The sequence below is a fragment of the Nonomuraea sp. NPDC049480 genome (assembly GCF_044465905.1).
GTDB lineage: Bacteria > Actinomycetota > Actinomycetes > Streptosporangiales > Streptosporangiaceae > Nonomuraea.
In genome coordinates this window covers 309,464-334,716 of record NZ_JBITMD010000009.1, presented here as the reverse complement: position 1 = coordinate 334,716, position 25,253 = coordinate 309,464, and the positions used below count along the sequence as shown (strand labels likewise).

23 protein-coding genes are annotated in these 25,253 nt (G+C 68.7%); 17 read left to right on the top strand and 6 right to left on the bottom strand.

Annotated features, from left to right (window positions below):
- Positions 1–255 precede the first annotated feature (255 nt).
- Entirely contained in the window at positions 256–2,688 is a 2,433-nt protein-coding gene (locus ACIBX3_RS27070) for a glycoside hydrolase family 2 protein (RefSeq protein ID WP_397121597.1), read from the top strand.
- A gap of 69 nt (positions 2,689–2,757) precedes the next feature.
- Here ACIBX3_RS27070 and ACIBX3_RS27065 read toward each other — a convergent pair whose 3' ends face one another.
- The 4 genes from ACIBX3_RS27065 to ACIBX3_RS27050 form a co-directional block, all read right to left on the bottom strand.
- A complete protein-coding gene (locus tag ACIBX3_RS27065; RefSeq protein WP_397121595.1) occupies positions 2,758–3,711 on the bottom strand; it encodes a carbohydrate ABC transporter permease in 954 nt (317 codons plus the stop codon).
- Entirely contained in the window at positions 3,711–4,622 is a 912-nt protein-coding gene (locus ACIBX3_RS27060) for a carbohydrate ABC transporter permease (protein ID WP_397121594.1), read from the bottom strand. The genes ACIBX3_RS27065 and ACIBX3_RS27060 overlap by 1 nt, the downstream gene beginning before the upstream one ends.
- Before the next feature lie 68 nt (positions 4,623–4,690).
- Positions 4,691–5,911, bottom strand: a complete 1,221-nt coding sequence (locus ACIBX3_RS27055; RefSeq protein ID WP_397121592.1) for an extracellular solute-binding protein — start codon at positions 5,909–5,911, stop codon at positions 4,691–4,693.
- A 226-nt stretch (positions 5,912–6,137) separates the two neighbouring features.
- Entirely contained in the window at positions 6,138–7,178 is a 1,041-nt protein-coding gene (locus ACIBX3_RS27050) for a LacI family DNA-binding transcriptional regulator (protein ID WP_397121591.1), read from the bottom strand.
- Between the two features lie 162 nt (positions 7,179–7,340).
- Between ACIBX3_RS27050 and ACIBX3_RS27045 the strand changes: the two genes are divergently transcribed.
- From ACIBX3_RS27045 to ACIBX3_RS27030, 4 genes are all read left to right on the top strand, one after another.
- Entirely contained in the window at positions 7,341–7,583 is a 243-nt protein-coding gene (locus ACIBX3_RS27045) for a hypothetical protein (protein WP_397121589.1), read from the top strand.
- A gap of 227 nt (positions 7,584–7,810) precedes the next feature.
- Entirely contained in the window at positions 7,811–8,074 is a 264-nt protein-coding gene (locus tag ACIBX3_RS27040) for a phosphoribosyl-ATP diphosphatase (protein ID WP_111176676.1), read from the top strand.
- Between the two features lie 56 nt (positions 8,075–8,130).
- The gene (hisG, locus tag ACIBX3_RS27035) at positions 8,131–8,976 is read left to right on the top strand and encodes an ATP phosphoribosyltransferase (RefSeq protein ID WP_397121587.1); all 846 of its coding nucleotides are present in this window, start codon (positions 8,131–8,133) and stop codon (positions 8,974–8,976) included.
- 85 nt (positions 8,977–9,061) lie between these two features.
- Complete coding sequence (locus tag ACIBX3_RS27030; protein WP_397121585.1) at positions 9,062–9,604, top strand: carbonic anhydrase; 543 nt, start codon at positions 9,062–9,064, stop codon at positions 9,602–9,604.
- Between the two features lie 87 nt (positions 9,605–9,691).
- On the opposite strand, the gene ACIBX3_RS27025 is transcribed toward ACIBX3_RS27030, so the two are convergent.
- Entirely contained in the window at positions 9,692–10,981 is a 1,290-nt protein-coding gene (locus ACIBX3_RS27025; RefSeq protein ID WP_397121584.1) for an aminotransferase class V-fold PLP-dependent enzyme, read from the bottom strand.
- 31 nt (positions 10,982–11,012) lie between these two features.
- Positions 11,013–12,041, bottom strand: a complete 1,029-nt coding sequence (locus ACIBX3_RS27020; protein ID WP_397121582.1) for an EAL domain-containing protein — start codon at positions 12,039–12,041, stop codon at positions 11,013–11,015.
- A 152-nt stretch (positions 12,042–12,193) separates the two neighbouring features.
- On the opposite strand from ACIBX3_RS27020, the gene ACIBX3_RS27015 reads away from it, so the two are divergent.
- From ACIBX3_RS27015 to ACIBX3_RS26960, 12 genes are all read left to right on the top strand, one after another.
- A complete protein-coding gene (locus ACIBX3_RS27015; RefSeq protein WP_397121580.1) occupies positions 12,194–12,865 on the top strand; it encodes an acVLRF1 family peptidyl-tRNA hydrolase in 672 nt (223 codons plus the stop codon).
- Between the two features lie 196 nt (positions 12,866–13,061).
- On the top strand, positions 13,062–13,241 hold the full coding sequence (locus tag ACIBX3_RS27010; protein WP_397121579.1) for a hypothetical protein: 180 nt from the start codon (positions 13,062–13,064) through the stop codon (positions 13,239–13,241).
- Between the two features lie 70 nt (positions 13,242–13,311).
- A complete protein-coding gene (locus ACIBX3_RS27005) occupies positions 13,312–14,331 on the top strand; it encodes a LacI family DNA-binding transcriptional regulator (protein WP_397121577.1) in 1,020 nt (339 codons plus the stop codon).
- Positions 14,332–14,539: 208 nt separating this feature from the next.
- The gene (locus ACIBX3_RS27000) at positions 14,540–15,196 is read left to right on the top strand and encodes a DUF1961 family protein (protein ID WP_397121575.1); all 657 of its coding nucleotides are present in this window, start codon (positions 14,540–14,542) and stop codon (positions 15,194–15,196) included.
- Between the two features lie 123 nt (positions 15,197–15,319).
- Positions 15,320–15,949 (top strand): YesL family protein, encoded by a 630-nt coding sequence (locus ACIBX3_RS26995; protein ID WP_397121573.1) that lies wholly within the window; start codon positions 15,320–15,322, stop codon positions 15,947–15,949.
- Positions 15,950–16,065: 116 nt separating this feature from the next.
- Complete coding sequence (locus ACIBX3_RS26990; RefSeq protein WP_397121572.1) at positions 16,066–17,499, top strand: extracellular solute-binding protein; 1,434 nt, start codon at positions 16,066–16,068, stop codon at positions 17,497–17,499.
- Between the two features lie 56 nt (positions 17,500–17,555).
- A complete protein-coding gene (locus ACIBX3_RS26985; RefSeq protein ID WP_397121570.1) occupies positions 17,556–18,530 on the top strand; it encodes an ABC transporter permease in 975 nt (324 codons plus the stop codon).
- 12 nt (positions 18,531–18,542) lie between these two features.
- Positions 18,543–19,460, top strand: coding sequence for a carbohydrate ABC transporter permease (locus ACIBX3_RS26980; RefSeq protein WP_397121568.1), 918 nt, complete (start codon positions 18,543–18,545; stop codon positions 19,458–19,460).
- 63 nt (positions 19,461–19,523) lie between these two features.
- Positions 19,524–22,109 carry a Tat pathway signal sequence domain protein gene (locus ACIBX3_RS26975; RefSeq protein WP_397121567.1) on the top strand — a complete coding sequence of 862 codons (2,586 nt, stop codon included), beginning with the start codon at positions 19,524–19,526 and terminating at the stop codon, positions 22,107–22,109.
- A 117-nt stretch (positions 22,110–22,226) separates the two neighbouring features.
- Positions 22,227–23,825 carry an ABC-F family ATP-binding cassette domain-containing protein gene (locus ACIBX3_RS26970; protein WP_397121565.1) on the top strand — a complete coding sequence of 533 codons (1,599 nt, stop codon included), beginning with the start codon at positions 22,227–22,229 and terminating at the stop codon, positions 23,823–23,825.
- Positions 23,826–23,938: 113 nt separating this feature from the next.
- Entirely contained in the window at positions 23,939–24,154 is a 216-nt protein-coding gene (locus ACIBX3_RS26965) for a helix-turn-helix domain-containing protein (RefSeq protein ID WP_125642298.1), read from the top strand.
- A 127-nt stretch (positions 24,155–24,281) separates the two neighbouring features.
- Positions 24,282–25,103, top strand: a complete 822-nt coding sequence (locus ACIBX3_RS26960; RefSeq protein ID WP_397121563.1) for an enoyl-CoA hydratase/isomerase family protein — start codon at positions 24,282–24,284, stop codon at positions 25,101–25,103.
- The last annotated feature ends 150 nt before the right edge of the window (positions 25,104–25,253 follow it).

Here is a 25,253-nt window from a genome sequence, read left to right as displayed (position 1 = left end):
CGGCCTGCCGGCAGACCATGCGGAAGTACCCTCCGCCCAGTGCTCTGAGTGTCCGTCCGACGTCCGTCGCCAGGGTGGACGCGACCAGAGCACCGCTGGGCAATCGTTCGGCCATTTTCGGCGCCCGTGCTCGGGCGATCGGTGGCGTGAAAGGGGCATGAATCGGTTCAGCAATCTGGTCGAGAACCATTGCTAATGGGGGAATAGGTCCTGGTATGTTGCCTACTGCCCCATCTATGTCCGGAGAGTTGGCCAATGGGCTTTCAGCGCGCCTTGCACGAGTCATGGACCGTCCGGTCGGTGGACGGCGACGTCGGCGCGCCCGCCGCGGTGCCCGGTTGCGTACACACCGACCTGCTCGCCGCCGGTCTCATCCCCGATCCTTATCTGGACGACAACGAGCAGGCCCTCGCCTGGATCGGCCGCACTGCCTGGCTGTACGAGACCGTCTTCGACTGGACTCCGGACGGGCACGAGCGGACCGACCTGGTGTGCGAAGGACTCGACACGGTGGCGCTGATCGAGCTCAACGGCAGCCGGGTGGGGGAGACGGCCAACATGCACCGGTCGTACCGCTTTGCTGTCGAGGACTTGCTGCGCGAGGGCCAGAACCGGTTAAGTATTACGTTCGGTTCGCCGTACGAATACGCCGGCAAGCTTCGCGAGGAACTGGGGGAGCGGCCCGGTGCGTACGCGGAGCCGTACCAGTTCATCAGGAAGATGGCCTGCAACTTCGGCTGGGACTGGGGACCGACGCTGGTGACGTCGGGCATCTGGCGGCCGATCGGCCTGCACGCCTGGAGCGGCGCCCGGATCGCCGGGGTCCGGCCGCTGGTCGCCCTCGGGGACGGGCTCGCCAGGGTGGACGTGCACGTCCAGGTGGAGAAGGGCGAGCAGACGCGCGCCGTCGAGGTGACCGCGGCGATCAAGGGCGTGTCGGGGCGTGCCGTGGTCCCCGAGGGCGGCAGCGAGGCCGTGATCACGCTGGAGGTGCCCGACCCGGAGCTGTGGTGGCCGCGGGGGTACGGTGAGCAGCCGCTTCACGAGCTCGAGGTGACTGCCGGCGACGACGTGTGGCGCCGGCAGATCGGGTTCCGCGAGGTGCGGTTGCGCACCGAGGGCGGCGCGTTCGAACTGGCCGTCAACGGGACCGACGTGTTCGTCAAGGGAGTGAACTGGATCCCCGACGACTGCTTCCCCACCAGGGTCGGTCGCGACCGCTACGCCGCCAGGCTCGCCCAGGCATGCGAGGCGGGCGTCAACCTGGTCCGGGTGTGGGGCGGCGGCCTGTACGAGAGCGAGGACTTCTACGACCTGTGCGACCGGCTCGGGCTGCTGGTATGGCAGGACTTCCCGTTCGCCTGCGCCGCCTACCCCGAGGAGGATCCGATCGGGGCCGAGGTGGAGGCCGAGGCGCGCGAGCAGGTGGCCAGGCTGAGCTCGCACCCGAGCCTGGTCCTGTGGTGCGGCAACAACGAGAACATCGAAGGCTACGCCAACTGGGGCTGGCAGGAGTCGCTCCAGGGACGCAGCTGGGGAGGGCGCTTCTACCTGGAGACACTGCCGCGTGTCGTGGCCGAGCTGGACCCCACCCGCCCGTACTGGCCCGGCAGCCCCTACTCGGGCTCCATGGACGTGCCGCCCAACGACCCGGACCACGGCACCATGCACATCTGGGACGTGTGGAACCAGCGCGACTACACCGCCTACCGCGACTACCGGCCCCGCATGGCCGCGGAGTTCGGCTTCCAGGGCCCGGCCACCTACGCCACCATCCGCCGGGCGATCAGCGACGAGCCGCTGCTGCCGGACTCTCCCGGCCTGCTGCACCACCAGAAGGCGATCGACGGCAACCTCAAGCTGGCCGCCGGGCTCAAGCCTCACTTCCCCGTCCCCGAGACCTTCGACGACTGGCACTTCCTCACCCAGGTCAACCAGGCACGGGCCATCCAGGTCGGGGTCGAGCACTTCAGGTCCCTCTGGCCGCACTGCGCGGGCAGCGTGGTGTGGCAGTTCAACGACTGCTGGCCGGTCACCTCGTGGTCGGCCGTGGATGGGGACGGGCGGAAGAAACCGCTGTTCCACGCGCTGCGCAGGGCGTACGCCGACCGGCTGCTGACCGTGCAGCCGTGCGACGGCGGTCTGGCGGTGGTCGCCGTCAACGACACCGGGCGGCCGTGGCGGGCATCGGCGCGGGCCGTACGGCGGGGCTTCGACGGTGTCGAACTCGCGGGGCAGCCACTTACGCTGGACGTCCCGCCGCGAGGGGCCGGCACTCTGCCGCTTGCCGCGTTCGTCACCGGGCCGGGCGATCCGGCGAGCGAGCTGATCACCATTGAGATCACCGCGTCCGAAGGGGCAGTTGGGCCGACGGACGGGCCGGCGGTGCGGCGGGCGTTGTGGTTCTTCGCGCCCGATCGAGATCTGCGCCTGCCCGAGCCGCGCTACGACACCGCCGTCGAACCCGTGCCGGGCGGGCTCCGGCTGACGGTCACCGCTCGCACGCTCCTGCGCGACCTGGCCGTCTTCCCCGACCGGCTGGACCCGGACGCGCAGGTCGACGACCAGCTCGTGACGTTGCTCCCGGGCGAGCGGGCCGAGTTCCTGATCAGCGCGGCCGGCCTGGACGAGCGGGCCCTGGTCCGCGCACCCGTCCTGCGCTGCGTCAACGAGGTGGTGGCCGGATGAGGCGTTACGGGTTCGACCTGCCGTGGATGTTCTGGAAAGTGCCGGGCGAACTGCTCCAGGCGCACCGGGTCACCCCTTGATACCGCTGAGCGCGATGCCTTTGGTGAAGTACCTCTGAAAGATCAGGAAGAAGACGATCGTCGGAACCGACGCGAGCAGCCCGCCCGCCATGATCGCGCCTTGGTGGTCGGGCCCGCCGAAGTAGGAGTTGAGCCTGGCCAGTGCTATGGGGATGTTGGCCATCTCGTCGCTCTGCACGACGATGAGCGGCCAGAGGAAGTTGTTCCACTCCGCGAGCACGATGAAGATCGACATCGCGGCGAGCGCCGGCCGCAGCAGCGGCAGCACGATCCTCCACCAGATCCGCCACTCCCCGGCGCCGTCCACCCTGGCCGCCTGGATGAGCTCGTTCGGTATCGACTGCAGGAACTGCACCAGGAAGAACAGCACGAACGCCTTGGCCAGCGCAGGCACGATGTAGGCCGCGTAGCTGTCCAGCCAGCCCAGGTTCCGCATGATCACGTAGTTCGGGATCAGCGTGGTCTGCCAGGGCACCATCATCGAGGCGATGATCATCAGGAAGATCGTGCGCCGGCCCTTGATGTCGTGCTTGGCGATCACGTACGCGGCCAGCGAGCAGATCAGCAGCGATCCGACGGTGATGGCGCTGGTGATGAAGAGACTGTTGAACATGAACCGCCAGAACCCGAAGTCCACCTGGTAACGCTGGAAGATGCCCTGCAGGTGGCCGGTGACCCCTTGGCCGGTCCACTCCGGATCGTAGAAGTTGTCGAACGTGGGAGACTGCGGCACGAACGACGGCGGCGTCCTGGCCAGCTCCGACGGCGGCTTGAACACCGTGATGACCAGCCAGTAGAACGGCGCGATCATCGTCAGCGACAACAGGTAGAACGGCAGGCGCAGCAGATGCCCGTTGATCCCGGAACGCCCGCCGGGCCGGGCTCCCGGCTTGGGCCGGGTCTCTTGCGCCGGGGCGATCGTGTCCATCGGGGCGACGGCCATCACAGCTCCTTCATGGCGCGGCCCACGCGCAGGTTGACGAGGCTGAGCACGAAGATGATCAGGAAGAGCACCCAGGCGATCGCCGAGGCGTAGCCCAGCCTGAAGTGGGTGAATCCCTGGTCGTAGAGGTAGGGGACGATCATCAGGCCCGAGTCGAGCACGCCGCCGATGGTGTTGGCGCCCTGCTGGAAGACGATGTAGACGGCCTCGAACACCTGGAAGGCGCCGATCAGGCCGGTCACCACCACGTATGTGGTCACGGGGCGCAGCAGCGGCAGCGTGATGTGGCGGAACTGCCGCCAGGTGGACGCGCCGTCGATCCTGGCGGCCTCGTAGTACTCCTCGGGGATCGAGCCGAGACCGGCGACATACAGCACCATGCCGTAGCCCATGCCGCCCCACACCGACATCAGCACCAGGATCGGGATCGTCAGGCCCGGTGTGGCCAGCCAGGCGACGGCGTTGCCGCCCAACCATTCCACGATCGTGTTGGCCAGGCCCACGTCGCTGGGGAACAGCACCCACTTCCACATCAGCATGAGCGCGATGGAGGAGGTCACCGAGGGGAGGAAGAACAGCGTGCGCAAGATCCGGTGCGGCCAGCTCGTGCCGTTGAACGCCAGGGCGAGGCCCAGCGACAGCAGCGTGCCGAGCACGACCGACCCCACCACGTACAGGGCCGTGTTGCCCAGCGCGTGGCGGAACCTGGCGTCCTCCGCCAGCTGCGCGAAGTTGTCCAGACCGATGAACACCGCGGGATTGATCCCGTCGAACTCGGTGAAGCTCAGGTAGAGCGAGTTGGCCAGCGGCCAGAGCAGGAAGCCCGCGAACAGCGCGAGGAAGGGCAGCAGCATCGCGTACGAGGTGCCGTAGCGGCGCAGCCTGCTGCCCAAGGGGAGGGGGGAGGCCATGTCAGACTCCTGGATCGGGTTCGTGTCCACCGCTGGGACCGGCGGCGGGCGCCGGTCCCGGCGGGCGGCTATCCGGCGTTGCGCTCCATGACCTTGGCGGCTTCCGCCAGCGCGGTCTTGGCGTCCGCCTTGCCGAGGATCGCCGACTGGAGCTGCTTGGCCACGTCCGGCGCACTCTCGTCCCAGCCGGGGCAGCCCGGCGCGGCCTTGCCGGTCTTGATCGAGGCTTCGAACACCTGGGCCTGCTCGGGAGTGAACACCGAGCCGTTTACGATCTTGTCGGGACGCGGCGGGATGTAGGACAGGTTCCGCTTCTTGGCCTCGTCCGCGATCGCGGTGATGGCCTCGTCGCTGTACATGAACTTGACGAAGTCCGCGCCGGTCTGGACATGCTTGCTGAAGGACGTCACGCCGATCGCCCGGCCGCCGATGAAGGCGGTCGGACCGGAGGGGCCCGCGGGGATCGTGGTCATCGCCCACTTGCCCTTCAGCTTCGGCTTGTTGACGTCGATGCCCTTGGCGATCCAGTTGCCCGCCACCACCATCGCGGTGCCGGTGTCCAGGGCGTCGGAGCCCTCCACGGTGGCGGTGGGCGCGCCGTGCTTGCGGTAGAGGTCCACCCAGTACGTCAGCGCCTGCTCGGCCTGCGGGGTGTTGAGCGAGGGCTTGCAGTCTGCGGTGTAGAACGAGCCGCCCGCCTGGTAGAGGTAGTTGAAGTAGCCGATCCAGTCGAGGTTGCCCCAGTCCATGCTGTACGGCTTCTTCACCCCGGCGGCCTTGAGTTTGGCGATGGCCGCGGTCAGCTCCTCCCAGGTCTTGGGCGGCTCGACCTTGGCCTGCTCCAGCAGGTCGGTGCGGTAGTAGAGCGCGAGGGTCGACATGTCCAGCGGCACGCCGTACACCGAGCCGTCGGGGGAGATGGCCGACTCCCACTGAGCGGGCAGCGCCTGCGCCTTGAGGGACTCCAGGCCGTGCTTACGCAGGTCCACCATGGCGCCCCTGGCGCCGAACTGGATGGTCCAGGTCATGCCGCCGGAGATGATGTCGGGTCCGCTGCGGCTGGTGGCCGCCGCCAGCAGCTTGGCGTACGCGTCGGACCACGACAGGGTCTGCACCTTGATCGTCACGTTCGGGTGCTTCTGCTTGTAGAGGTCGGCGGCCTTCTGGAAGGTCGCGGTCTCGTCATCTCCGCCCGTGGACCAGAAGGACAGGGTCGCGGGGGCGTTCTGGTCTGCCTGCTTGGTCTCCGTCTGGCCGCTCGTGGCGCAGGCCGCGCTCAGAACCGCCAAGAGGACCGTGCTACACGCTGCCATCATTCGTCGCATGGGGGCTATCCGATCTATCGGCCGGATGGGCGTCGTACTCCTTCGCTGGGCGTGCGGATGTGCGAGGGCATCCCACGACCGGCACCCAATACCTGTGGTGTAGGGATCTCACCACTTAAACGGATAAGGTACAATAGCCAGCCTGAGAGGTTGCCAAAATGTTTCCCCTTCTCACGGGGGCGGCCCGTGCCTATGGGGCCGGTGAAACGGTTCGGTCTCGGCGCACCGGAGCGGTGCTCCCCCGGGGCAGCAGGCTCGCCGGCGGCCCCTCCAGGCTCCCCGTCTCCCCGCTTTCGATCAGCCGGAGCAGGGTCTTCGCGGCGTGCGCGCCGCCGGCGGGGATGTCCCGGGTCACCGCGGTCAGCGACGGCCGCACCACCTGGGAGAGCGGCGAGTCGTCCCAGGCCACGATCGACAGCTCGGCGGGGACGTCCAGGCACATCTCCTGGGCGACCGACAGCCCCGCCACCGCCATGATGTCGTTGTCGTAGACGATCGCGGTGGGCCTGGAGCGGGAGCTGAGCAGCCGCCTGGTCGCCCTGGCACCCTGCTCGCCGGTGTAGTCGGTGTGGGCGATCGGATGCTCGGGCACGCCCGCCTCCGCGCAAATCTCCGCGAACGCCTCGTCCCTGATCCTGGTGTGAAGCAGTGCCGGCAGCCCGGCCACCCTGGCGATGTGCCGGTGGCCGAGCGCCGCGAGATATTCGATCACCTCGCGCAACACGACCACCTCGTCCGACCACACCGCGGGCAGCGAGCCGGCGCCCGACGGGTGCCCGGTCACCACCGCCGGCATGCCGAGCCGCTCGACCACCGGCACCCGGGGATCGTCGGTGTGCAGGTCGACCAGGATCGCGCCGTCCACCCTGCCCTCGCCCCACCAGCGCCGGTAGACCGCGATCTCGGCCTCGTGGTCGGGCACCACCTGCAGCATCAGTGCGCACGAGCTGGCTGCCAGCTCGCCCTCGATGCCGCTGATCAACTCCATGAAGAACGGCTCCATGCCGAGGAAGCGCGCGGGGCGGCACAGGACCAGGCCGATCGCGTCGGCTCTGGCGCCGCTGAGCGAGCGCGCGGCCACGTTGGGCCGCCAGCCGATCTCCTGGGCGATCGCCTGGATTCGCGCTCTGGTCTCCTCCGACACGCCGGGTAGGCCGTTCAGCGCATAGGAGACGGCCCCTTTGGACACGCCGGCCCGCCGGGCGATGTCGGCGATCGTCGGCCTTTTCACCCATGCTCCTCTCTGAAACTTTCACTGAACCGTATCAGCGGTGGCTGGGAACATCTCTTACGCTGCGTCTTGCCGGCCGTCACCGCCCTTGGAAGAGGAGCAGTCGGTGTTCGTCGGCATGCCGCTCGCGCAACTGCGCGAGTACCTCCCGAACGCGCCGAGGTGTACGACGTCACGTTCGCCGGCTTCGGCGGCCGCCCGATCAAGAGCCGGCTCCTCCTGACGCGCCACGTCGAGAGACGTAAGACGTGCGTGGCCGAGTACCAAGCTCACAGTGGCGGCCACGTCCTACAGAGCGGGGATCTGGCCCTTCAGGAGATGGCCCACCAGGGGCGGGACACCCGGAGCGCTGAGGCGCGGACCCTGGGGGTCAGCGGGGGCGGCGTTGTACGTCGATGTACTTGACCAGCCTGCTGACGGCGACCTTGGGGGGATGGTGCACCAGCAGGCGAACGTGATCGTGTTCGCCGCGTCTCAGGGCATGGAGCCGCGTCTCAGGGCATGGAGAAGATCACGCGGGCGAAGAAGTCCTCGAGTGATCCGGGCCGTCTCGCGTGGCGGACGTGAGGCGGCGTCACCCACTGGCGCAGACTAAGCTTGTCAAGCACGTCAGCCGATCCACGAGAGAGATCATGAAGACCTTCGAAGAGCTGTTCGCCGAGCTGTCAGAGAAGGCCCGGACCCGGCCCGCGGGCTCGGGCACCGTGGCCGCACTCGACGCCGGCGTCCATGCCATCGGCAAGAAGGTCGTCGAGGAGGCCGCCGAGACCTGGATGGCCGCCGAGCACGAGTCAGACGACAGGGCCGCCGAGGAGATCTCGCAGCTCCTCTACCACGTGCAGGTGCTCATGATCGCCAAGGGCATCGGACTCGACCAGGTCTACAAGCATCTCTAGGGCGCCCTAGCGCCCACCCCCGCCCTGGAGAAGCCATCGGAGAAGAAGGACCTGACATGCTGCGTCTGGCAGTACCCAACAAGGGCGTGCTCAGCGAAGCCGCCCAGAGCATGCTCAAGGAGGCCGGCTACCGGCCCCGCAGGGACAGCAAGGAGCTGTTCGTCGTCGACCAGGACAGCGGCTGCGAGCTGTTCTTCCTGCGCCCCCGCGACATCGCCGTCTACGTCGGGGAGGGCACCCTCGACGTCGGCATCACCGGCAGGGACATGCTGATCGACTCCGGCGCGCCGGTGGAGGAGATCATGCCGCTCGGCTTCGGCGGCTCCACCTTCCGCCTGGCCGCCGCGGCCGGCACGATGACGTCGGTCCACGACCTCAACGGGCGGCGCATCGCCACCTCCTACGCGGGCCTGCTGGAGAAATACCTGTCCGACGAGGGCGTGGACGCCCGCGTGATCAAGCTGGACGGCGCGGTCGAGACCGCCATCAGGCTGGGCGTGGCCGACGCGGTCGCCGACGTCGTGGAGACCGGCACCACGCTGCGCAACGTCGGCTTGGAGGTGTTCGGCGACCCGATCATGCGGTCGGAGGCCGTGCTGATCAAGCGGCAGGGCACGCCCGGCACACCTGGAGCCGACCAGCTCGTCCGCCGCATCCAGGGCGTCGTCCACGCTCGCGACTTCGTCATGATGGACTACGACATCCGCGCCGAGCGCATCGAGGAAGCCATCGCGCTCACGCCCGGCATGGAGGGCCCCACGGTCTCGCCGCTGCACCGCGAGGGCTGGGTCGCCGTACGCGCCATGGTCCGGCGCAAGGGCCACCAGCACGTCATGGACCAGCTGTGGGACATCGGCGCAAGAGCCATCCTGGTCACCGACATCTACGCCTGCCGCCTGTGACATCTGTCCGATAGGCCACCCGCCCGGCGGGCATATCGGAGCCGTGCGTGACGAAATGGTTGCATGGCGTGGTAACGCCAGGCAGATGTGGGCCATGCTGGAGCAGGGCAACCGGCGCTGGGCGGGGGGCACGTCCCGCCGCCCCCGCCAGGACCCCGCGTGGCGAAGACGCCTGGCGGCGGGCCAGTCGCCGCAGGCCGTGGTGCTGTCGTGCATCGACTCCCGAGTCCCGCCCGAGGTCGTCTTCGACGTCGGGATCGGAGACCTGCTGGTCGTCCGTACGGCGGCGCACACCCTCGACGCGCTGGTCACCGCGGCCGTCCAGTACGGCCCGCAGGCCCTGCGGGCCCCGCTCGTCGTGGTGTTAGGCCACCAGCACTGCGGCGCGGTCACCGCGGCCGCCCGGGCCTTACGGCGGGGGGAGACACTGCCCGGCGAGCTGCCCCGCATCGTCGCCGCCCTCGAACCCGCCTACGCCACCTGCGACGGCCAGGTCGAGCCCATGGTCCGCGCCCACATCCTGCGCACCGTCGCCCGCCTCAGAGCCGACCCCCTCCTGTACGGCACCGCCACCGTGATCGGCGCCTACTACGCCCTGGACACGGGGCTGGTGAGCCGCGTGACCTGACCGGCGCCACGGCGGCTCCAATACCGACGTTGCACGTCAGCAGGCGCACGCGGGTCTCGATCAACGGCCCGTACGGCTCCGCTCAGTTCATCGCAACCGCTCCACGGCTTTGATCACCTGGTCCACCTGCTCGGGCGTGGTCACGATGCTGGTGCCGAAGCGCAGCAGCGACGGGTTGTACGGGGTGACGCTCGCCACCACCTTCTGCCCGTGCAGCCGATCCACCGCCTCCAGCGGCTGCATGTCCCGGATCGAGCAGCACACCAGCCCTGCCGACAGCTCCGGCGACTCGGGCGTGGCCAGCGTGACGTGCGGGATCCCCCGCAGGCCTGCCTTGAGCCCGGCGGCCAGCTCCTGCGTGCGCTGCTGGACGCGGTCCTTCCCGATGGCGTTCATGAACGCGAACGCCTGCGGCATCGCCCACCGGTGCTCGAACGCCTTGTAGCCGCCCGGCGTGATCAGCTCCACCGTGCTCGCCCCCGGCGAGCCGCCGCTCTGCCAGGCGTCGAACGCGGCCCCGCTGAAACTGGGGATGACCGGGGCGACCGCGTCCCAGGCCCGGCCCCACACGATGCCGGTGCCGCGCGGGCCGAACAGCCACTTGTGCGTGCCGCTGGACAGGAAGTCGCAGCCCAGGTCCTTCACCCCGTCGGCCATCGCGCCGAACCCGTGCACCCCGTCCACGCACAGCAGCGCCCGATCCTGCTCGTCGCGGCCCTTGTTGGCCTCGGCCAGCATGTCGGCGATCGCCCGGACCGGCACGCGTACGCCCGTGCTCGAATGCACCCAGGTGATCGCCACCACCCTCGTCCGCGGGCCGAGCCCGTCCTTGATCGCCGACACCATGCGGTCGGCGGAGGCTTTCGCCGGGTCGTCGTACAGGCGGACCCTGCGCACCTTCGCGCCCGTGCGCTCGGTCAGCAGCCGCAGGCCCTCGTGCGTGGCGAGGAAGTCGTGCTCGGTGGTCAGCACGTCCTGGCCGGGGCGCAGCCGGATGCCGGAGTAGAGCAGGCCGAGACCCATCGTGGTGCTGTCGGTCAGCGCCACGCCGTCCGCCCCGGCGCCCAGGTAGTGGGCCGCGACCTCTCGGATGCCCCGGTCGGGATCTCCCGGCGGGGTGTACTCCGGGTCGGCGTCCAAAGCGTCCCGGTGCTTCCTGATCGCCTCGCGGACCGGCGCCGGGGCCGGGGCCAGCACGAACGCGGCGAACTGTCCGTAGGCGGGGTCGAGCGCGAACTGGGCCCTGACGGACTCCCAGTCCATGGGATCGAAGGCGGTCTTCTTCGGGGTGGGCGCGGGCGTGGCGGGCGCGGACGTGCACGCGGCCACCCCGGCCAGCACCCCCGTGCCGAGGAGAGCCCTTCTGTTCAGGCGCATGTCCCCTTCATATCGGGCCGGCGAGCCTCCGTCAGCTACTGACCGCGGTAACCTGCCTGATCAGATCGGAGACGCGGACGATGCCCAGGCAGCGGTTCATCTCGTCCGTCACGACCAGGTCGTCGTAGACCCGGCCGGCGTCCTTGCCCGCCGCCTGCATGGCCGCGATCGCCGGGGTCGTCCGCGGGACCGTCCTGGGCGGGTCGGCCAGCCGCTGCGCCGGCTTCGAGCCGTGCAGGGCGTGGCCGTAGCGGGCCGCGAACGACAGCAGGAACCGGCTGCGGTCCAGGCTGCCCTTGGGCCTCTGGAACTCGTCGACCAGGATCACGCTGGTGATCGTCGGCTCGTGCCCGAACGCCTCCACCGCCTCCTCGGCCTTGGCCTCCGCCGGCAGCGTCACCGCGGGGATCAGCAGTTCCTGCACGCGCGGGCCCAGGAGGGCCGCGTCCGGCGAGGTGTCGGCGGCCGGGAGCGGCACCCGTACCTTGCCGTCGGGCCCCGGGGCGAGCAGGGGGCCGTGCGCGAGGCGCACGCCGAGGCCGCGGGCCACCGCCACCTGCGCCTCGCGTTCCACGCCCGGCGTCATCACGTGCGCGCCGATGCCGCGCGCCAGCGTCACCACCGACCGCGCCACCGCGATCGCCCGGTGGTCGGCCGGGATGCGCGCCACCAGCTCCGGGTCAAGCGCCAGCAGGTAGGGAGAGGAGTCCGCGGCCAGCTCCGGCGAGGCCCCGTAGGAGCCCACGTCGGAGAAGCCCAGGAGGTAGCCGATCGACCGCAGGCCGTTGAGCCCGACCTTGAGCAGCGGCCGGTCCTTCTCGTGGCACGGTCCAGTGAGAAGCAGGATCGCCTCGCGGGGATGCCTGCCCGCCCGGCGCAACGCCTCGTGCAGCGGCGCGAGCGCGCCCGCGCCCGCGAGCACCACATGGAGGGGCAGCTCCAGGATCATGGGCAGCGGGTTGGCCCGGAGCGTGCCCGAGGGGTCCACGACGGCGGGGTGCGCGATGACCGCCCCGGTGTCGAGGTCCACCATGGGGCTTGTGAGCAGGGAGGACGACACGTAGAGATGATTCCGCCGGGAGCTGGGGTCACAGAAGCCCCTCGAAACAAAATTCACCGGCTTTTCCACTCAAGTTCCCTACTGGCAAGGAGGGGAATGCCGTTCGGTTCGCCGTGCGGGCCGCCGGTCAGCCATCGGTTAGCCTTCGGTGCATGAGCGCGCGTCCGGCCAAGGGAGGTGGCCGGTGGATCGTCGTGCCGCCCGAGCGCGTGCACCCGTGGATCGACGGCTTCGCCGACCGCCACGGACCCTTCTCGGCGACGGGAGACGAGCGGGTGGTGCGGCTGAGCGCGGCCGACGGGGCCCTGGCCGAGCTGCACGTGCCGTTCCCGCCCATGGAGCCGGGGCCGCCGCACGTCACCAGGCTCGTCGCGCATGCCCGGGCCGAGCGGCGGGTGGGGGTGTTCCTGGTGCGGCTCGGCGGGTACGCGGCCGGCGTCTTCCACGGCTCGGCGCTGGTGGTGTCGAAGGTGGGATCGCGGCTGGTGCAGGGGCGTACGGCGGCGGGCGGGTGGTCGCAGCAGCGTTTCGCCAGACGGCGGAGCAACCAGGCGGACAAGGCGTTCGACGACGCGGTGGAGACGGCGGTGCGGGTGCTGTCGCCGTACGTGGGGGAGCTGGACGCGGTGGTGCTCGGCGGGGACCGCAGGGCGGTGGACGCGCTGCGGGGCGATCGGCGGCTGGCCCCCCTGCTCGCGCTGGAGAGCGAGCCGTTCCTGGTGGTGCCGGATCCGAAGCTCGCCGTGCTGCGTGACACGCCGGCCTCCTTCCGCGCGGTTCGTGTCCGCGTGGTGGATCCTCCAGGCGTCAGCTCTCCAGGATGACCTCAGGGTACTTGGCCCCGGCGGTCGCGCGGCGCGGGATGACGATCATGTTCGCGTGCGTGCGCGCCGGACCATCACCCGCGTCGCCATGGGATCCACGGTGCACATCCCCGACCCGATCGGCTTCGACCTCGACACCGCTGTCTTCTTGAGCATTGAAGACTCGTCGGAGTCACGACCTCGCACCCCATAGAGGTTGGACGTGCAGCCGGAGGGCTCGATGCGGGCCGTCATCCACCTGCTCAACGTCGTCACCTGCCATCCGGACAAGCTGCCGGAACCCGTGGCCACCAGCCCGCGAAATCCTGGGCCTGATGCTCGACGGCATGAAGGCTGCGGCGGCAACATCGTCCTTGTGACCGTTTTGAGGTTTTGAGACGATTCAAAAGAATCTTGATCCCCGCTATGATGAGCGAGTTCTCAGCAGCACGGCCTCGTGAGGATCGATGGCGACCAGGAACATCAAGGAGGTCGCGCAGCTGGCGCGCGTTTCTGTGGGCACCGTGAGCAATGTGCTCAACCGCCCGGAGATCGTGTCACCCGCCACACGCGAACGCGTCTTCGAAGCGATCAAGAAACTGGGCTTCGTCCGCAATGAGGTGGCCCGCCACCTGCGGGTGGGCCGCAGCAGGACGGTCGGGCTCGTCGTGCTCGACGTGTCCAACCCGTTCTTCGTGGACGTGGCCCAGGGCGCCGAGTCGGTGGCCGAGGACAACGACACGATGGTGGTGTTGTGCAACAGCGCCGGCGACCCCGGTCGCGAGCGCCGCCACCTCGACCAGCTCGAACAGCAGCGGGTGATGGGCATACTGATCACCCCGGTCGAGACGGACAACACCTGGCTGGAGGAGCTGATCGCCAGGGGCACGCCCGTGGTGCTGGTCGACAGCCCGGCCACCGGACTGCAGTGCTCGGTGGCGGTCGACGACCGGCTCGGCGGGCAGATCGCCGGTGCTCACCTCATCGAACGCGGGCATCGGCGGATCATGTTCGTCGGCGGGCCGCCGTCCATCAAACAGGTGGCCGACCGGCACGCGGGCGTCATCAGCGCCGTCGCCGCCGCGGACGGCGCCGTCGAACTGCTCACCTCCACCGCGCCCGCGTTGACCGTGGCCGAGGGACGGGCCATCGGGGAACGCGTGGCGGCGCTGCCCCCAGGCGAACGTCCCACCGCGGCCTTCTGCGCCAACGACATGATGGCGCTCGGTTTCTTACAGGCGATGGCCACCCATGGGCTGCGCGTGCCCGAGGACCTGGCCATCATCGGATACGACGACATCGACTTCGCCGCGGCCGCCGCGGTGCCGCTGTCCTCGATACGGCAGCCGCGCGAGCTGCTCGGGCGCACGGCCATCGACCTGCTGCTCGAGGAGGTCGCTTCGCCTGAGCAGCATCGCCACCGACAGGTCATCTTCCAGCCCGACCTGGTGGTCCGCGCGTCCAGCGCCCTGCGCCGAGACGGCTGAATCGTTCGCATTCCGCTCGCTTTTGTTTTTCCACTGTGGTCGGGGACGCCTTTCTCGGGCCGTGCCCCCATCGGCTGGGCAAGGGCGCGGGCGGGCCGAGGGCAGGCGCGGAGTGTGCCCGTGAGGTGCGTCGGTGCAGGTCGCAACCCCTGGCGTCGGCCGACGGCGAAGGCGGTGTGCCGAGCCGGAACCTACGAAGGAGTTCCTGTTGATCGAGATCTACCGGAACCCGCTCGCCTCCCCCGAGGACCTGGCGGGCTTCCGCATGGAGGGTGACGGCGCCCTGTCGTTTCCGCAAGGGCGGATGCGGCTGGAGAGCCTGCGCCCGCCGTCCGACGGCCAGGCGGCCAACCTGGTGCTGTGGTGCCCCGAGGAGTTCCCGGCGGACATACGCGTGGAGTGGGACTTCTGGCCGATCAGGGAGCCGGGCCTGGCGATCATGTTCTTCCACGCCAGGGGCAGGAACGGCGAGGACCTGTTCGACCCCGCCCTGGCGGCCCGCAACGGCCCGTACGACCAGTACCACCACGGCGACATCGACGCCTACCACGTCTCCTACTTCCGCCGCATGTGGGAGTCGGAACGCGCCCTGCACACCTGCAACCTGCGCAAGAGCCACGGCTTCCACCTGGTCGCGCAGGGTCCCGACCCGCTGCCGGCCGTGCTCGACGCCCAGGGCCCCTACGCGATCCGCCTCGACGTCAAGGGGGCGGAGATCACCTTCTCAATCAACGATTTGGTCTCGTTCCGCTGGGAGGACGACGGCTCGATCGGCGGTTCCGCCCTGGCAGGAGGCAAGGTCGGGTTCCGGCAGATGGCTCCGCTGATCGGAGAGTACGGAAATCTGCGGGTGTCTCGACATTGACTTTGAGTCGATTCAACACTAATTTCGCACCAACCGCCGTTCACTGGCTTGTAACTAGGCAGGAACCACGGTGCAACAACCCACCCCCGTGTCCGTGCACATGCCACGAGAAGGTGGTGCCGGATGAACCATCCCGCCATGTCGATCAGGATTCAAGCTGCCTGCTCAGAGCTTATCTGGGCGGTTCGCCTGAACCTGATCTGGATCGTCTTCACCCTCGCGGGGGGCGTGATCCTCGGGCTCGGGCCCGCTACCGTAGCCGCTTACACGCTGGCTCGGCGGCACGCCCGGAGTGAAACGTTTCATGCTTGGAGCGAATTCTGGACCGTCTACCGACGGGAGTTCGTCCGGGCGTCGTTGCTGGTCCTGCCGATGGCGCTGGCCGCCACCGTCCTGATCGGCAACTACCTGTACTTCTCCGCTCTCGGGCCCAGCGCGGGAGCGTTGCGGATCGCGACCTTGGTGGCGCTCATCGCACTGGCCGGTGTGGGGGCGTACGTGGGGCCGCTCTATGTGCATTACGACCTGCCGCTGTGGGCCTACGTGCCCAAAGCGTGCCAGCTAGCGCTCATGCGTCCGGCTTCGTCCGTGCTGTTGCTGCTGGTGCTCTCAGCCATCGCCTACGCGACCTCGGCGGCGCCCGTCCTCGCGGCGTTGATCAGTATCGGCGCGTGGATCTATCTCAACACGTGGCTCTGCCTGCGCTTCTTTGAAGAGAACGAGGCGCGCCTGCACTCGAAAGGGAACTCATGAGCGCATCCCGTCGCCGGCGGCTCATCGCCGCCGCGTTAACGCTAACGGCTGCCCTCACCGCTTCGGCCTGCTCCGGCGGTGAAGCGCCCGCCGCTGACCCGAACACGCTGACCATCATGACCAAGCTGTTCGGCGCCGCGCCCGACCCGAAGGGCGAGATGCAGCAGGCGGTCGAGAAGTTCCTCGGCAAGAAGCTCCAGGTCACCTGGGTTCCCAACGCCGAGTACCCCGACAAGGTCAACGTCACGCTCGCCTCGGGCAACGTGCCGCAGCTCATGGTCGTGGACCCGCACGGCCCGGCGTTCGTCAAGGCCGCGCAGGCCGGGGCGTTCTGGGACCTGACCGACAAGCTGGACAAGTACCCGAACCTGAAGCCGATCGATGAGCGCCGCGCGCTCAACGCCTCCATCAACGGCAAGTCCTACGCCATCCCCAGGATGCGGCCCATGCTGCGTTCGGCGGTCATGCTCCGCAAGGACTGGCTGGAGAAGCTCGACCTGAAGCTGCCCGAGAGCGTCGACGACCTCTACACCATCGCCAAGGCCTTCACCGAGAAGGACCCCGACGGCAACGGCAAGAAGGACACCTACGGCCTGATCATCCCGAAGTGGCCGGGCAAGTACGCCAGCGCCAGCCCCTACGACACGCTCGAGACCTGGTTCGGCGCCCCGAACGAGTGGGGGGAGCGCGACGGCAAGCTGGTCCCCGGCTTCGACACCCCCGAGTTCCTCGAGGCCAACAAGTTCCTGAAGAAGATGATCGACGAGGGTCTGGTCAACCCGGACTTCGCCAGCTACGACACGGCCAAGTGGGACGATCCGTTCTTCCAGGGCAAGGGCGGCATCATCATCGACGTGAACGTCCGCGCCCGGGCGCTGCTCGACAAGTTCAGGGACGACGGCGACAAGGACTACGGTGACCGGGTCGCCATGGTCGGCAACCTGAAGCGCTCCGACGGCAAGAAGTTCTCCCTGCCGTTCACCGGCTACAACGACGCCATCGCGATCTCCAAGCAGACCGTGCGGACCGATCAGGACCTGGACAACATCCTGAAGGTCCTGGACAAGCTGGGCTCCAAGGAGGGCCAGGTCCTGGTCCAGAACGGCATCGAGGGCCGCAACTTCAAGGCCGATGGCGACACCGCCGCGCTGATCAACGAGACCGACCCCGCGGTCCGGGTCGTCCAGGACAACGTCGACCAGGCCTTCACCCAGCTCGGCTTCCAGGGCGACACGACGTACGGCGGCCTCGCCTACGCGCGCACGCCGTCCGGCCAGCCGTACAAGGACATCATCAAGCTGGGCTTCGACCTGATGAACGAGGACCTCAAGACGGCCGTGTTCAACCCGGCGCTGCCCGTGGTGTCACCCACCAAGGTCGCCAAGGGCGCGCAGCTCGACGACATCATCCCCGACGCCCGGATCAAGTTCCTTTCGGGTGAGATGACGGAGGAGCAGCTGAAGGGCGAGATCAAGCGCTGGTACGACAGCGGCGGCACGCAGGTCGCCGCCGAGATCAACGACCTGGTCTCCAAGCTCGGCACCAACTGACCCGCCTGAAGGGCCCGGGCCACCGTGCCCGGGCCCTTCCATGAAAGGAGGCCGCTGTGGCCACCGACCTGGCGCCGCCTCCCTCGAGGGCGGCAACCGCGACCGGCCGCCGCCGCCGGAAGCCGGGATTGGGCGCGTCTCTGGCACGCTACAAATGGCTGTACCTGATGGTCCTGCCGGGCGTCGTCTACTTCGCGCTGTTCAAGTACCTGCCGATGTACGGCATCACCATCGCCTTCCAGGACTTCGTGCCGTTCCTGGGGTACTCCGGCAGCCCCTGGGTGGGCTTCAAACACTTCCAGGACCTGTTCACCGGCCCCGACTTCGGCCGGCTGATGTTCAACACGCTGTACCTGGCGCTCCTGACCGTGGTCTTCATCTTCCCCGCGCCGATCATCGTCGCGCTGCTGCTGAACGAGCTGCGGATCAACATTCTCAAGCGCACGATCCAGTCGGTGATGTACATCCCGCACTTCCTGTCCTGGACGATCGTCTTCTCACTGACGTACCTGCTGATGTCGGCCGACTTCGGGGTGATCTCCGGGTGGATCCGCGACCTCACCGGGGACACCGCGAAGATCGACTACATGGCGCAGGAGGACTGGTTCCGCCCGCTGATCATCCTGCAGCAGATGTGGAAGCTGACCGGCTGGGGCACGATCATCTACCTGGCCGCGTTGGCCGGCGTGGACCCGCAGCTGTACGAGGCCGCGCGCATGGACGGCGCGGGACGCTTCCGCCAGCTGTGGCACGTCACGCTGCCCGCGATCCGCCCCACGATCGTCGTCATGGCCATCCTGACCTCGGGCAACCTGCTGGACACCGGCTTCGAGCAGATCTGGCTCATGACCACCTCGCTGAACCGCTCGGTGGCCGACGTGTTCGACACCTACGTCTACTACACCGGCATCACCCAGAGCGCCATCAGCTACTCCACCGCCGTCGGCCTGTTCAAGGGCGTCGTCGGTTGCATCCTGATCTTCGGCTCCAACTGGCTGGCCAAGCGCCTCGGCCAGCGTGGACTGCTTTAAGGGAGCCCCGGCATGTCGACTAATACTTTGACCAGGCCCAAGCCCAAGAAGAAGCTGAACAGCGAGTACGACACGCTCGGCAGCCGCACCTTCGACGTGTTCAACATCGTCGTGCTCGTCGGCCTGGCGCTGGTCACGGTGCTGCCGCTGCTGTACGTGCTGGCGGGGTCCTTCGCGAGCGAGTCGGAGATCGCCTCGCGGCCGTTCTTCCTGTGGCCGGAGAAGTTCGTCACGGACACGTACACGTTCATCTTCTCCACCCCCACCTTCGTCCGCGCGCTGCTCACGACCATCGTCGTGACGGCGGTCGGCACGGTGGTGCAACTGGTGCTGACGTTCACCATGGCGTATCCGCTGGCCAAGCGGTACCTGCCGGGCCGGACGCTGATACTCAACCTGGTTATCTTCACGCTGGTCTTCTCCGGCGGCATGATCCCCACCTACCTGGTGGTGCGCGACATGGGGCTGCTGGACAGCTATTGGGCGCTGATCCTGCCGTTGGCGATCAACCCGTTCTACCTGATCATCGTGAAGAGCTTCTTCCAGGAGCTGCCGCAGGCGCTGGAAGAGGCGGCGCGCATCGACGGCTGCAACGAGATGGGCGTCTTCTTCAAGATCGTCCTGCCCTTGTCGAAACCGATCATCGCGACGTTCTCGTTGTTCTACGCGGTGGCCATCTGGAACGACTACATGTCGCCGCTGCTGTACCTCACCGACCCCAGCAAGTGGACGCTGCAGATGCTGGTGCGCCAGATGACCAGCGCCGATCAGGCCGACGTGCTGGCGAACATGGACAGGACGTTCGTGCCGCCCGAGCAAGGGCTGAAGTTCGCGATCGTGGTGATCGCGACGCTGCCGATCCTGCTGTTCTACCCGTTCCTGCAGAAGCACTTCACCAAGGGTGTGCTGCTCGGCGGCGTCAAGGAGTGACCCGCCGCCGGGCCGCCCACCCTGTCACACGCGGGCGGCCCGGGCGACGATCGAAGGAGAGACATGACCGCACTGCGCTGGCTGGACCGACCGGGTCAGGAGGGGGCGACCTGGGGAGTCCCGTGGCCGCGCGGCACGGTCCAGCCCGGCACGCCGTTCGCGCTGGCCGGCGCGGACGGCCGTGCGGTGCCCGTGCAGAGCTGGGTGACCGCCACCTGGCCGGACGGCTCGGTCAAATGGTCCGCCCACGCCATCGGCGCCCAGGCGGACTCCCCGGAGTACCGCCTGGAGCCCGGCCGCGAGCCCGCCGCACCCGCCACGCCCGTCACCGTCGTCCGTGAAGGCGGCGTGCTGACCGTAGGCACGGGCGTGGTGACCTGGACGATCGAGAGGAGCGGCGGCACGCTGGCCCGGTCGGTCTCGCGCGGGAGCCGCGAGATCGCCAGGGACGTCCGCCTGGTCAGCCTCCGGCAGAGCGAGCCCACCCCCGACGAGGGCGGCCCCGTGGCCCGCGAGCAGGCCACGGGCGTGGTCGAGAGCGTCACGGTCGAGCAGGACGGTCCCGTGCGCGCCGTGGTGCGCCTGGAGGGCCGTCACGGCGACTGGCTGCCGTTCACCGTCCGCCTGTACTTCTACGCCGGCGCCGAGGACGTGCGGATCATGCACACGTTCGTCTGGGACGGTGACCCCGAAAGGGACTTCCTGGCCGGGCTCGGCCTGCGTGCCGACGTGGTCATGCGCGACGAGCTCCACGACCGGCACGTCCGGCTGGCCGGCGCGGAGGGCGGCTTCCTCACCGAGGCCGTGCGCGGCCTGACGGGGCTGCGCCGCGACCCCGGCGAGTCCGTACGCAGGGCGCAGGTCGCGGGCAGGCCGTGCGGGGCGATCGACCCCGAAGTCGGCAACCGGTTGCACCTGATCCCCGCCTGGAACGACCACACGCTCGACCAGAGCTCCGCCGACGGCTTCACGCTGCGCAAACGCACCGCCGAAGGCCACGCCTGGGTGACGATCCCGTCGGGCACCCGCTCGGCCGGCTACGGCTACGTCGGCGGCGTCAGCGGCGGCCTCGGCTTCGGGCTGCGCGACTTCTGGCGCCTGCACCCCACGCGCCTGGACATCAGGAACGCGGCCACCGGCCTGGCCACCGCCACCGTCTGGCTGTGGTCGCCCTCCGCCCCCGCCATGGACCTGCGGTTCTACCACGACGGGATGGGCCAGGACACCTTCGCCGAGCAGCTGGAGGGCCTGGAGATCACCTACGAGGACTACGAGCCCGGCTTCGGCGACGCCCACGGCGTGGCGCGGACGCATGAGCTGACCCTGCGTGCCCTGGACGCCACACCGTCGTCCGAGGACCTGGCCGGCTACGCGGCCGCGATGAACGAGCCCGGCCTGCCGGCCGCCTCACCCGAGCGGATGCGCGAGGCCGGCGTGTTCGGCGTCTGGGAGCTGCCCGACCGCTCCACGCCCGCGCACGCCGCGATCGAGGACCGCCTGGACTTCCTGTTCGACCTGTATGTCAGGGAACGCGAGCAGCGCCGCTGGTACGGGTTCTGGGACTACGGCGACGTCATGCACACCTACGACCCGGACCGCCACACCTGGCGCTACGACGTGGGCGGCTACGCCTGGGACAACTCGGAGCTGTCGCCCGACCTGTGGTTGTGGCTGCAGTATCTCCGCACGGGCCGGGCCGGCGTCTTCCGCTTCGCCGAGGCCATGACCCGGCACACCGGCGAGGTCGACGTCTACCACCTGGGCCGGTGGAAGGGCCTGGGCAGTCGCCACAACGTGCAGCACTGGGGCTGCAGCTGCAAGCAGTTGCGCATCTCCAACGCCGCCTACCGCCGGTTCTACTACTACCTGACCGCCGACGAGCGCACCGGCGACCTGATGGACGAGCTCAGCGTGCCCGAGGAGACGTTCACGGTCATCGACCCGCAGCGCAAGGTGCGCCACGACGTCTACACCCCGGACCCGGCCGCGCTGTCGGTCGGCCTCGGCACCGACTGGGGCTCGCTGGCGGCGGCCTGGCTGACGCGGTGGGAGCGGCACGGCGACGAGCGGGCCAGGGACCGGTTGCTGGGCACGATGGCCGGCATCGGCGCGCTGCCGCAGGGCTTCCTGACGGGCGAGGCCCGGCTGAACCTGGAGACCGGGCGGTTCGACACCTCGACCGACAAGATCTCTGTCTCGCACCTGTCGTCGCTGTTCGGGCTGCCGGAGATCTGCGCCGAGCTGATCGCGCTCGACCTGGACGTGCCCGGGTTCGAACGGGCGTGGCTCGACTACTGCCGCCTCTACCTGGCCACCCCCGAGCAGCAGGAGGCCGAGGTGGGGCAGCGGCTGAGCGGCATCTCGCTGATCCAGGCGCACAGCAGGCTCACCGCGTACGCGGCCGCCAGGACCGGCGACGCCGGGCTGGCCGCGTGGGCGTGGCGGAAATTCGGCCGCGACGAGGGCGACCAGCTCAACACCAACCCGATGCAGCGCCAGGAGAACTGGGAGCTCACGCTGGTGGACGGCCCCGAGGTCCTGTCACCGGTGCGGGAGGCGCCGTTCGTGAGCACCAACGGCGCCGCGCAGTACGGCCTGGCGGCGATCCACAACCTCGCGCTGATCGGCGAGCACCTGGCGGAACGTTAATCAGAAGTGGTCCCCTGCGCCGGGGCCCTACACTGATGCGTATGCATACTCCCGATTGATCGGCGTCGCACCCACGCCCCAATCCCTCGTTTCCTAGCTCGGGAGTGCTCCGCCACCATGATCATCGCCAATGACATCGAGCTGCGCGCGGGCGCGCGCCTGCTCATCGAGAAAGCCTCGTTCCGGGTCAACCCCGGCGACAAGATCGGGCTCGTCGGCCGCAACGGCGCGGGCAAGACGACGCTGACCAAGGTGCTGGCGGGCGAGGCCCTGCCCGCCGCCGGCGCCGTCAGCACCAGCGGCAACGTGGGTTACCTGCCGCAGGACCCGCGCACCGGCGACCTGCAGGTGCTGGCGCGCGACCGCATCCTGTCGGCGCGGGGGCTCGACGAGGTCCTGCGCAAGCTGCGCGAGGCGGAGCTCGGCATGTCCTCGGCCGACGACCGCACCCGCGAGAAGGCCGTCAGGCGGTACGGCCGCCTCGAGGACCAGATGCACGTGCTGGGAGGGTACTCCGCCGAGGCCGAGGCCGCCTCCATCGCCTCCAGCCTGGGACTGCCGGACCGGGTGCTGACACAGCCGTTGCAAACGCTTTCCGGGGGTCAGCGCCGGCGTGTGGAATTGGCCAGAATTCTGTTCAGTGGCGCGGAAACTCTCCTTCTTGATGAGCCGACAAACCACCTAGATGCGGACTCAATCGGGTGGCTTCGTGATTTTTTGCGATCTCATCAAGGTGGCTTGGTGATCATCAGTCACGACGTCGGGCTTCTTGAAGCCACGGTCAACAAGGTCCTGCACCTGGACGCCAACCGGTCGGTGATCGATCACTACAACGTCGGCTGGAAGGCGTACCTCGCCCAGCGCGAGACCGACGAGAAGCGCCGCAAGCGCGAGCGCGCCAACGCCGAGAAGCAGGCCGGTGCGCTCCTCGCGCAGGCCGACAAGATGCGCGCCAAGGCCACCAAGGCGAAGGCGGCCCAGGACATGATGCGCCGGGCGCACCGGTTGCTGTCCGGCACCGAGGAGGAGCGTCAGAGCGACAAGGTCGCGCGGCTGCGTTTCCCCGATCCGCAGCCGTGCGGGCGCACCCCGCTCACGGCCGAGGGTCTGTCCAAGGCCTATGGCTCGCTGGAGGTCTTCACCGACGTCGACGTGGCCATCGACCGAGGTCACCGGGTTGTCATCCTCGGGCTGAACGGCGCGGGCAAGACCACGCTGCTGCGCCTGCTGGGCGGCATCGAGCAGCCCGACACCGGTGCGATCAGGCCGGGACACGGCCTCAAGATCGGTTATTACGCGCAGGAGCACGAGACCCTCGACGCCGGCCGCACCCTGCTGGAGAACATGCGCTCGGCCGGCGGCGAGTTCACCGACACCGAGCTGCGCAAGGTCCTGGGCTCTTTCCTGTTCACCGGCGACGACGTCGACAAGCCCGCCGGCGTCCTGTCGGGCGGCGAGAAGACCCGGCTGGCGCTGGCCATGCTGGTGCTCTCGAGTGCCAACGTCCTCCTCCTCGACGAGCCCACGAACAACCTCGATCCGGTCAGCCGGGAGCAGGTTCTCAACGCTCTGAGGTCGTATTCAGGAGCAATCGTCCTAGTCACACATGACGAGGGTGCCGTTGACGCCCTGTCACCAGATAGGGTGATCTTGCTACCGGACGGAACTGAAGACGCATGGAGCGACGAATTTTCCGATCTTGTGGCACTTGCCTGATCTTAATTTGAGTGGGTACGGATCTTTTCCCGTGGAGTAGGTAGCCGATCCCGCTGAAATGACTGATCATGGCGGAGTAACGCTGCGGAAGTCCGGCACTACAGGAGGTACTCGTGGCCGAGACACTGAAGAAGGGCACCCGGGTAACCGGGGCCGACCGGGAGAAACTGGCCGGCGATCTCAAGAAGCGCTACGCCCAGGGCGAGAGCATCCGTGCACTGGCCGCTTCCACCGGTCGGTCCTATGGGTTCATCCACCGCATCCTCAGCGAGTCCGGTGTGACTCTGCGTGGGCGCGGCGGGGCGACCCGAGGCAAGTCCAAGCGCTGACGGCCGCCTCGGAACGTGCGACCGCAGCCGCCCGTCCCTAGTCAGCCGCCGTCGCGCCCGGGCCATCCAGAATCATATTCTGTAGGCTCGGGCGCGACGGGCAGCACTCAGACAGCGGGAGCGGACGATGACGGAAGCACAGGCGCAACAGCGTGGGGGGTATGCGGAGGACGTCTCTGCCGAGCGATTGGCCGAGATCGGGCTTCGCTTCGAGGTGGACGGTGAGATAGCGACGATCACGCTGGACCGGCCGGAAAAGCGGAACGCACAGACGTTCGCGACCTGGTCGGCGCTGGCTGGTATCGGCGAGAGCCTGCCACAGCAGGTGCGCGTCGTCGTCGTGAAAGGTGAGGGACCGTCCTTCTCGGCAGGGATCGACCTGCGAATGTTCACATCTGAGGGGGTGCCCGGACAGGGCTCGTTCAGCTCGGCGGCCGCGATCGGGGGCGCGGACTTCGGGCAGCGCGTCAGGCAGGCTCAGGCGGGGTTCCTGTGGCTGCGCCGGCCGGAGATCGTCTCCGTCGCCGCGGTGCAGGGCCACGCGGTCGGCGCGGGATTCCAGCTCGCGCTCTCCTGCGATCTGCGGATCGTCGCCGATGACGTCGCGTTCTGCATGAAAGAGCCCGCACTGGGCCTCGTGCCCGACCTGACGGGGACCAAGCCCCTGGTCGAGCTGGTGGGCCTGGCCAAGGCGATCGACATCTGCCTGACCGCCAGGACCGTGCACGCGGACGAGGCCATGCGCATCGGCCTCGCCGAGAAAGTGGTCGCTCGGGGCGACCTGGATCAAGCCGTACAAGACAAGATCGCGGAGCTGTTGTCCACCAACCGGGACGCGGCTGTCGCGACCAAGCGACTCCTCCAGGGTGCGAGGGCCCGCACTCTGGAGGAGCAGAGCGTGGCCGAAGGATTGGAACAGGCCGCGCGCATCAAGGCCCTGTTCGGCTGACCGCACCCGCCGGCACCCACCCGGCGGGTGACCGGGGTGCGGTGCCCGCCATCGCTGATCGCACGGCCGGGGGTAGTGTGCTGGGAAGGTGGGATTACGCGGTGAGCTGAGCGGGGAATCGGCGTACGGCTCGGCGGCGCTGCTCCGGGG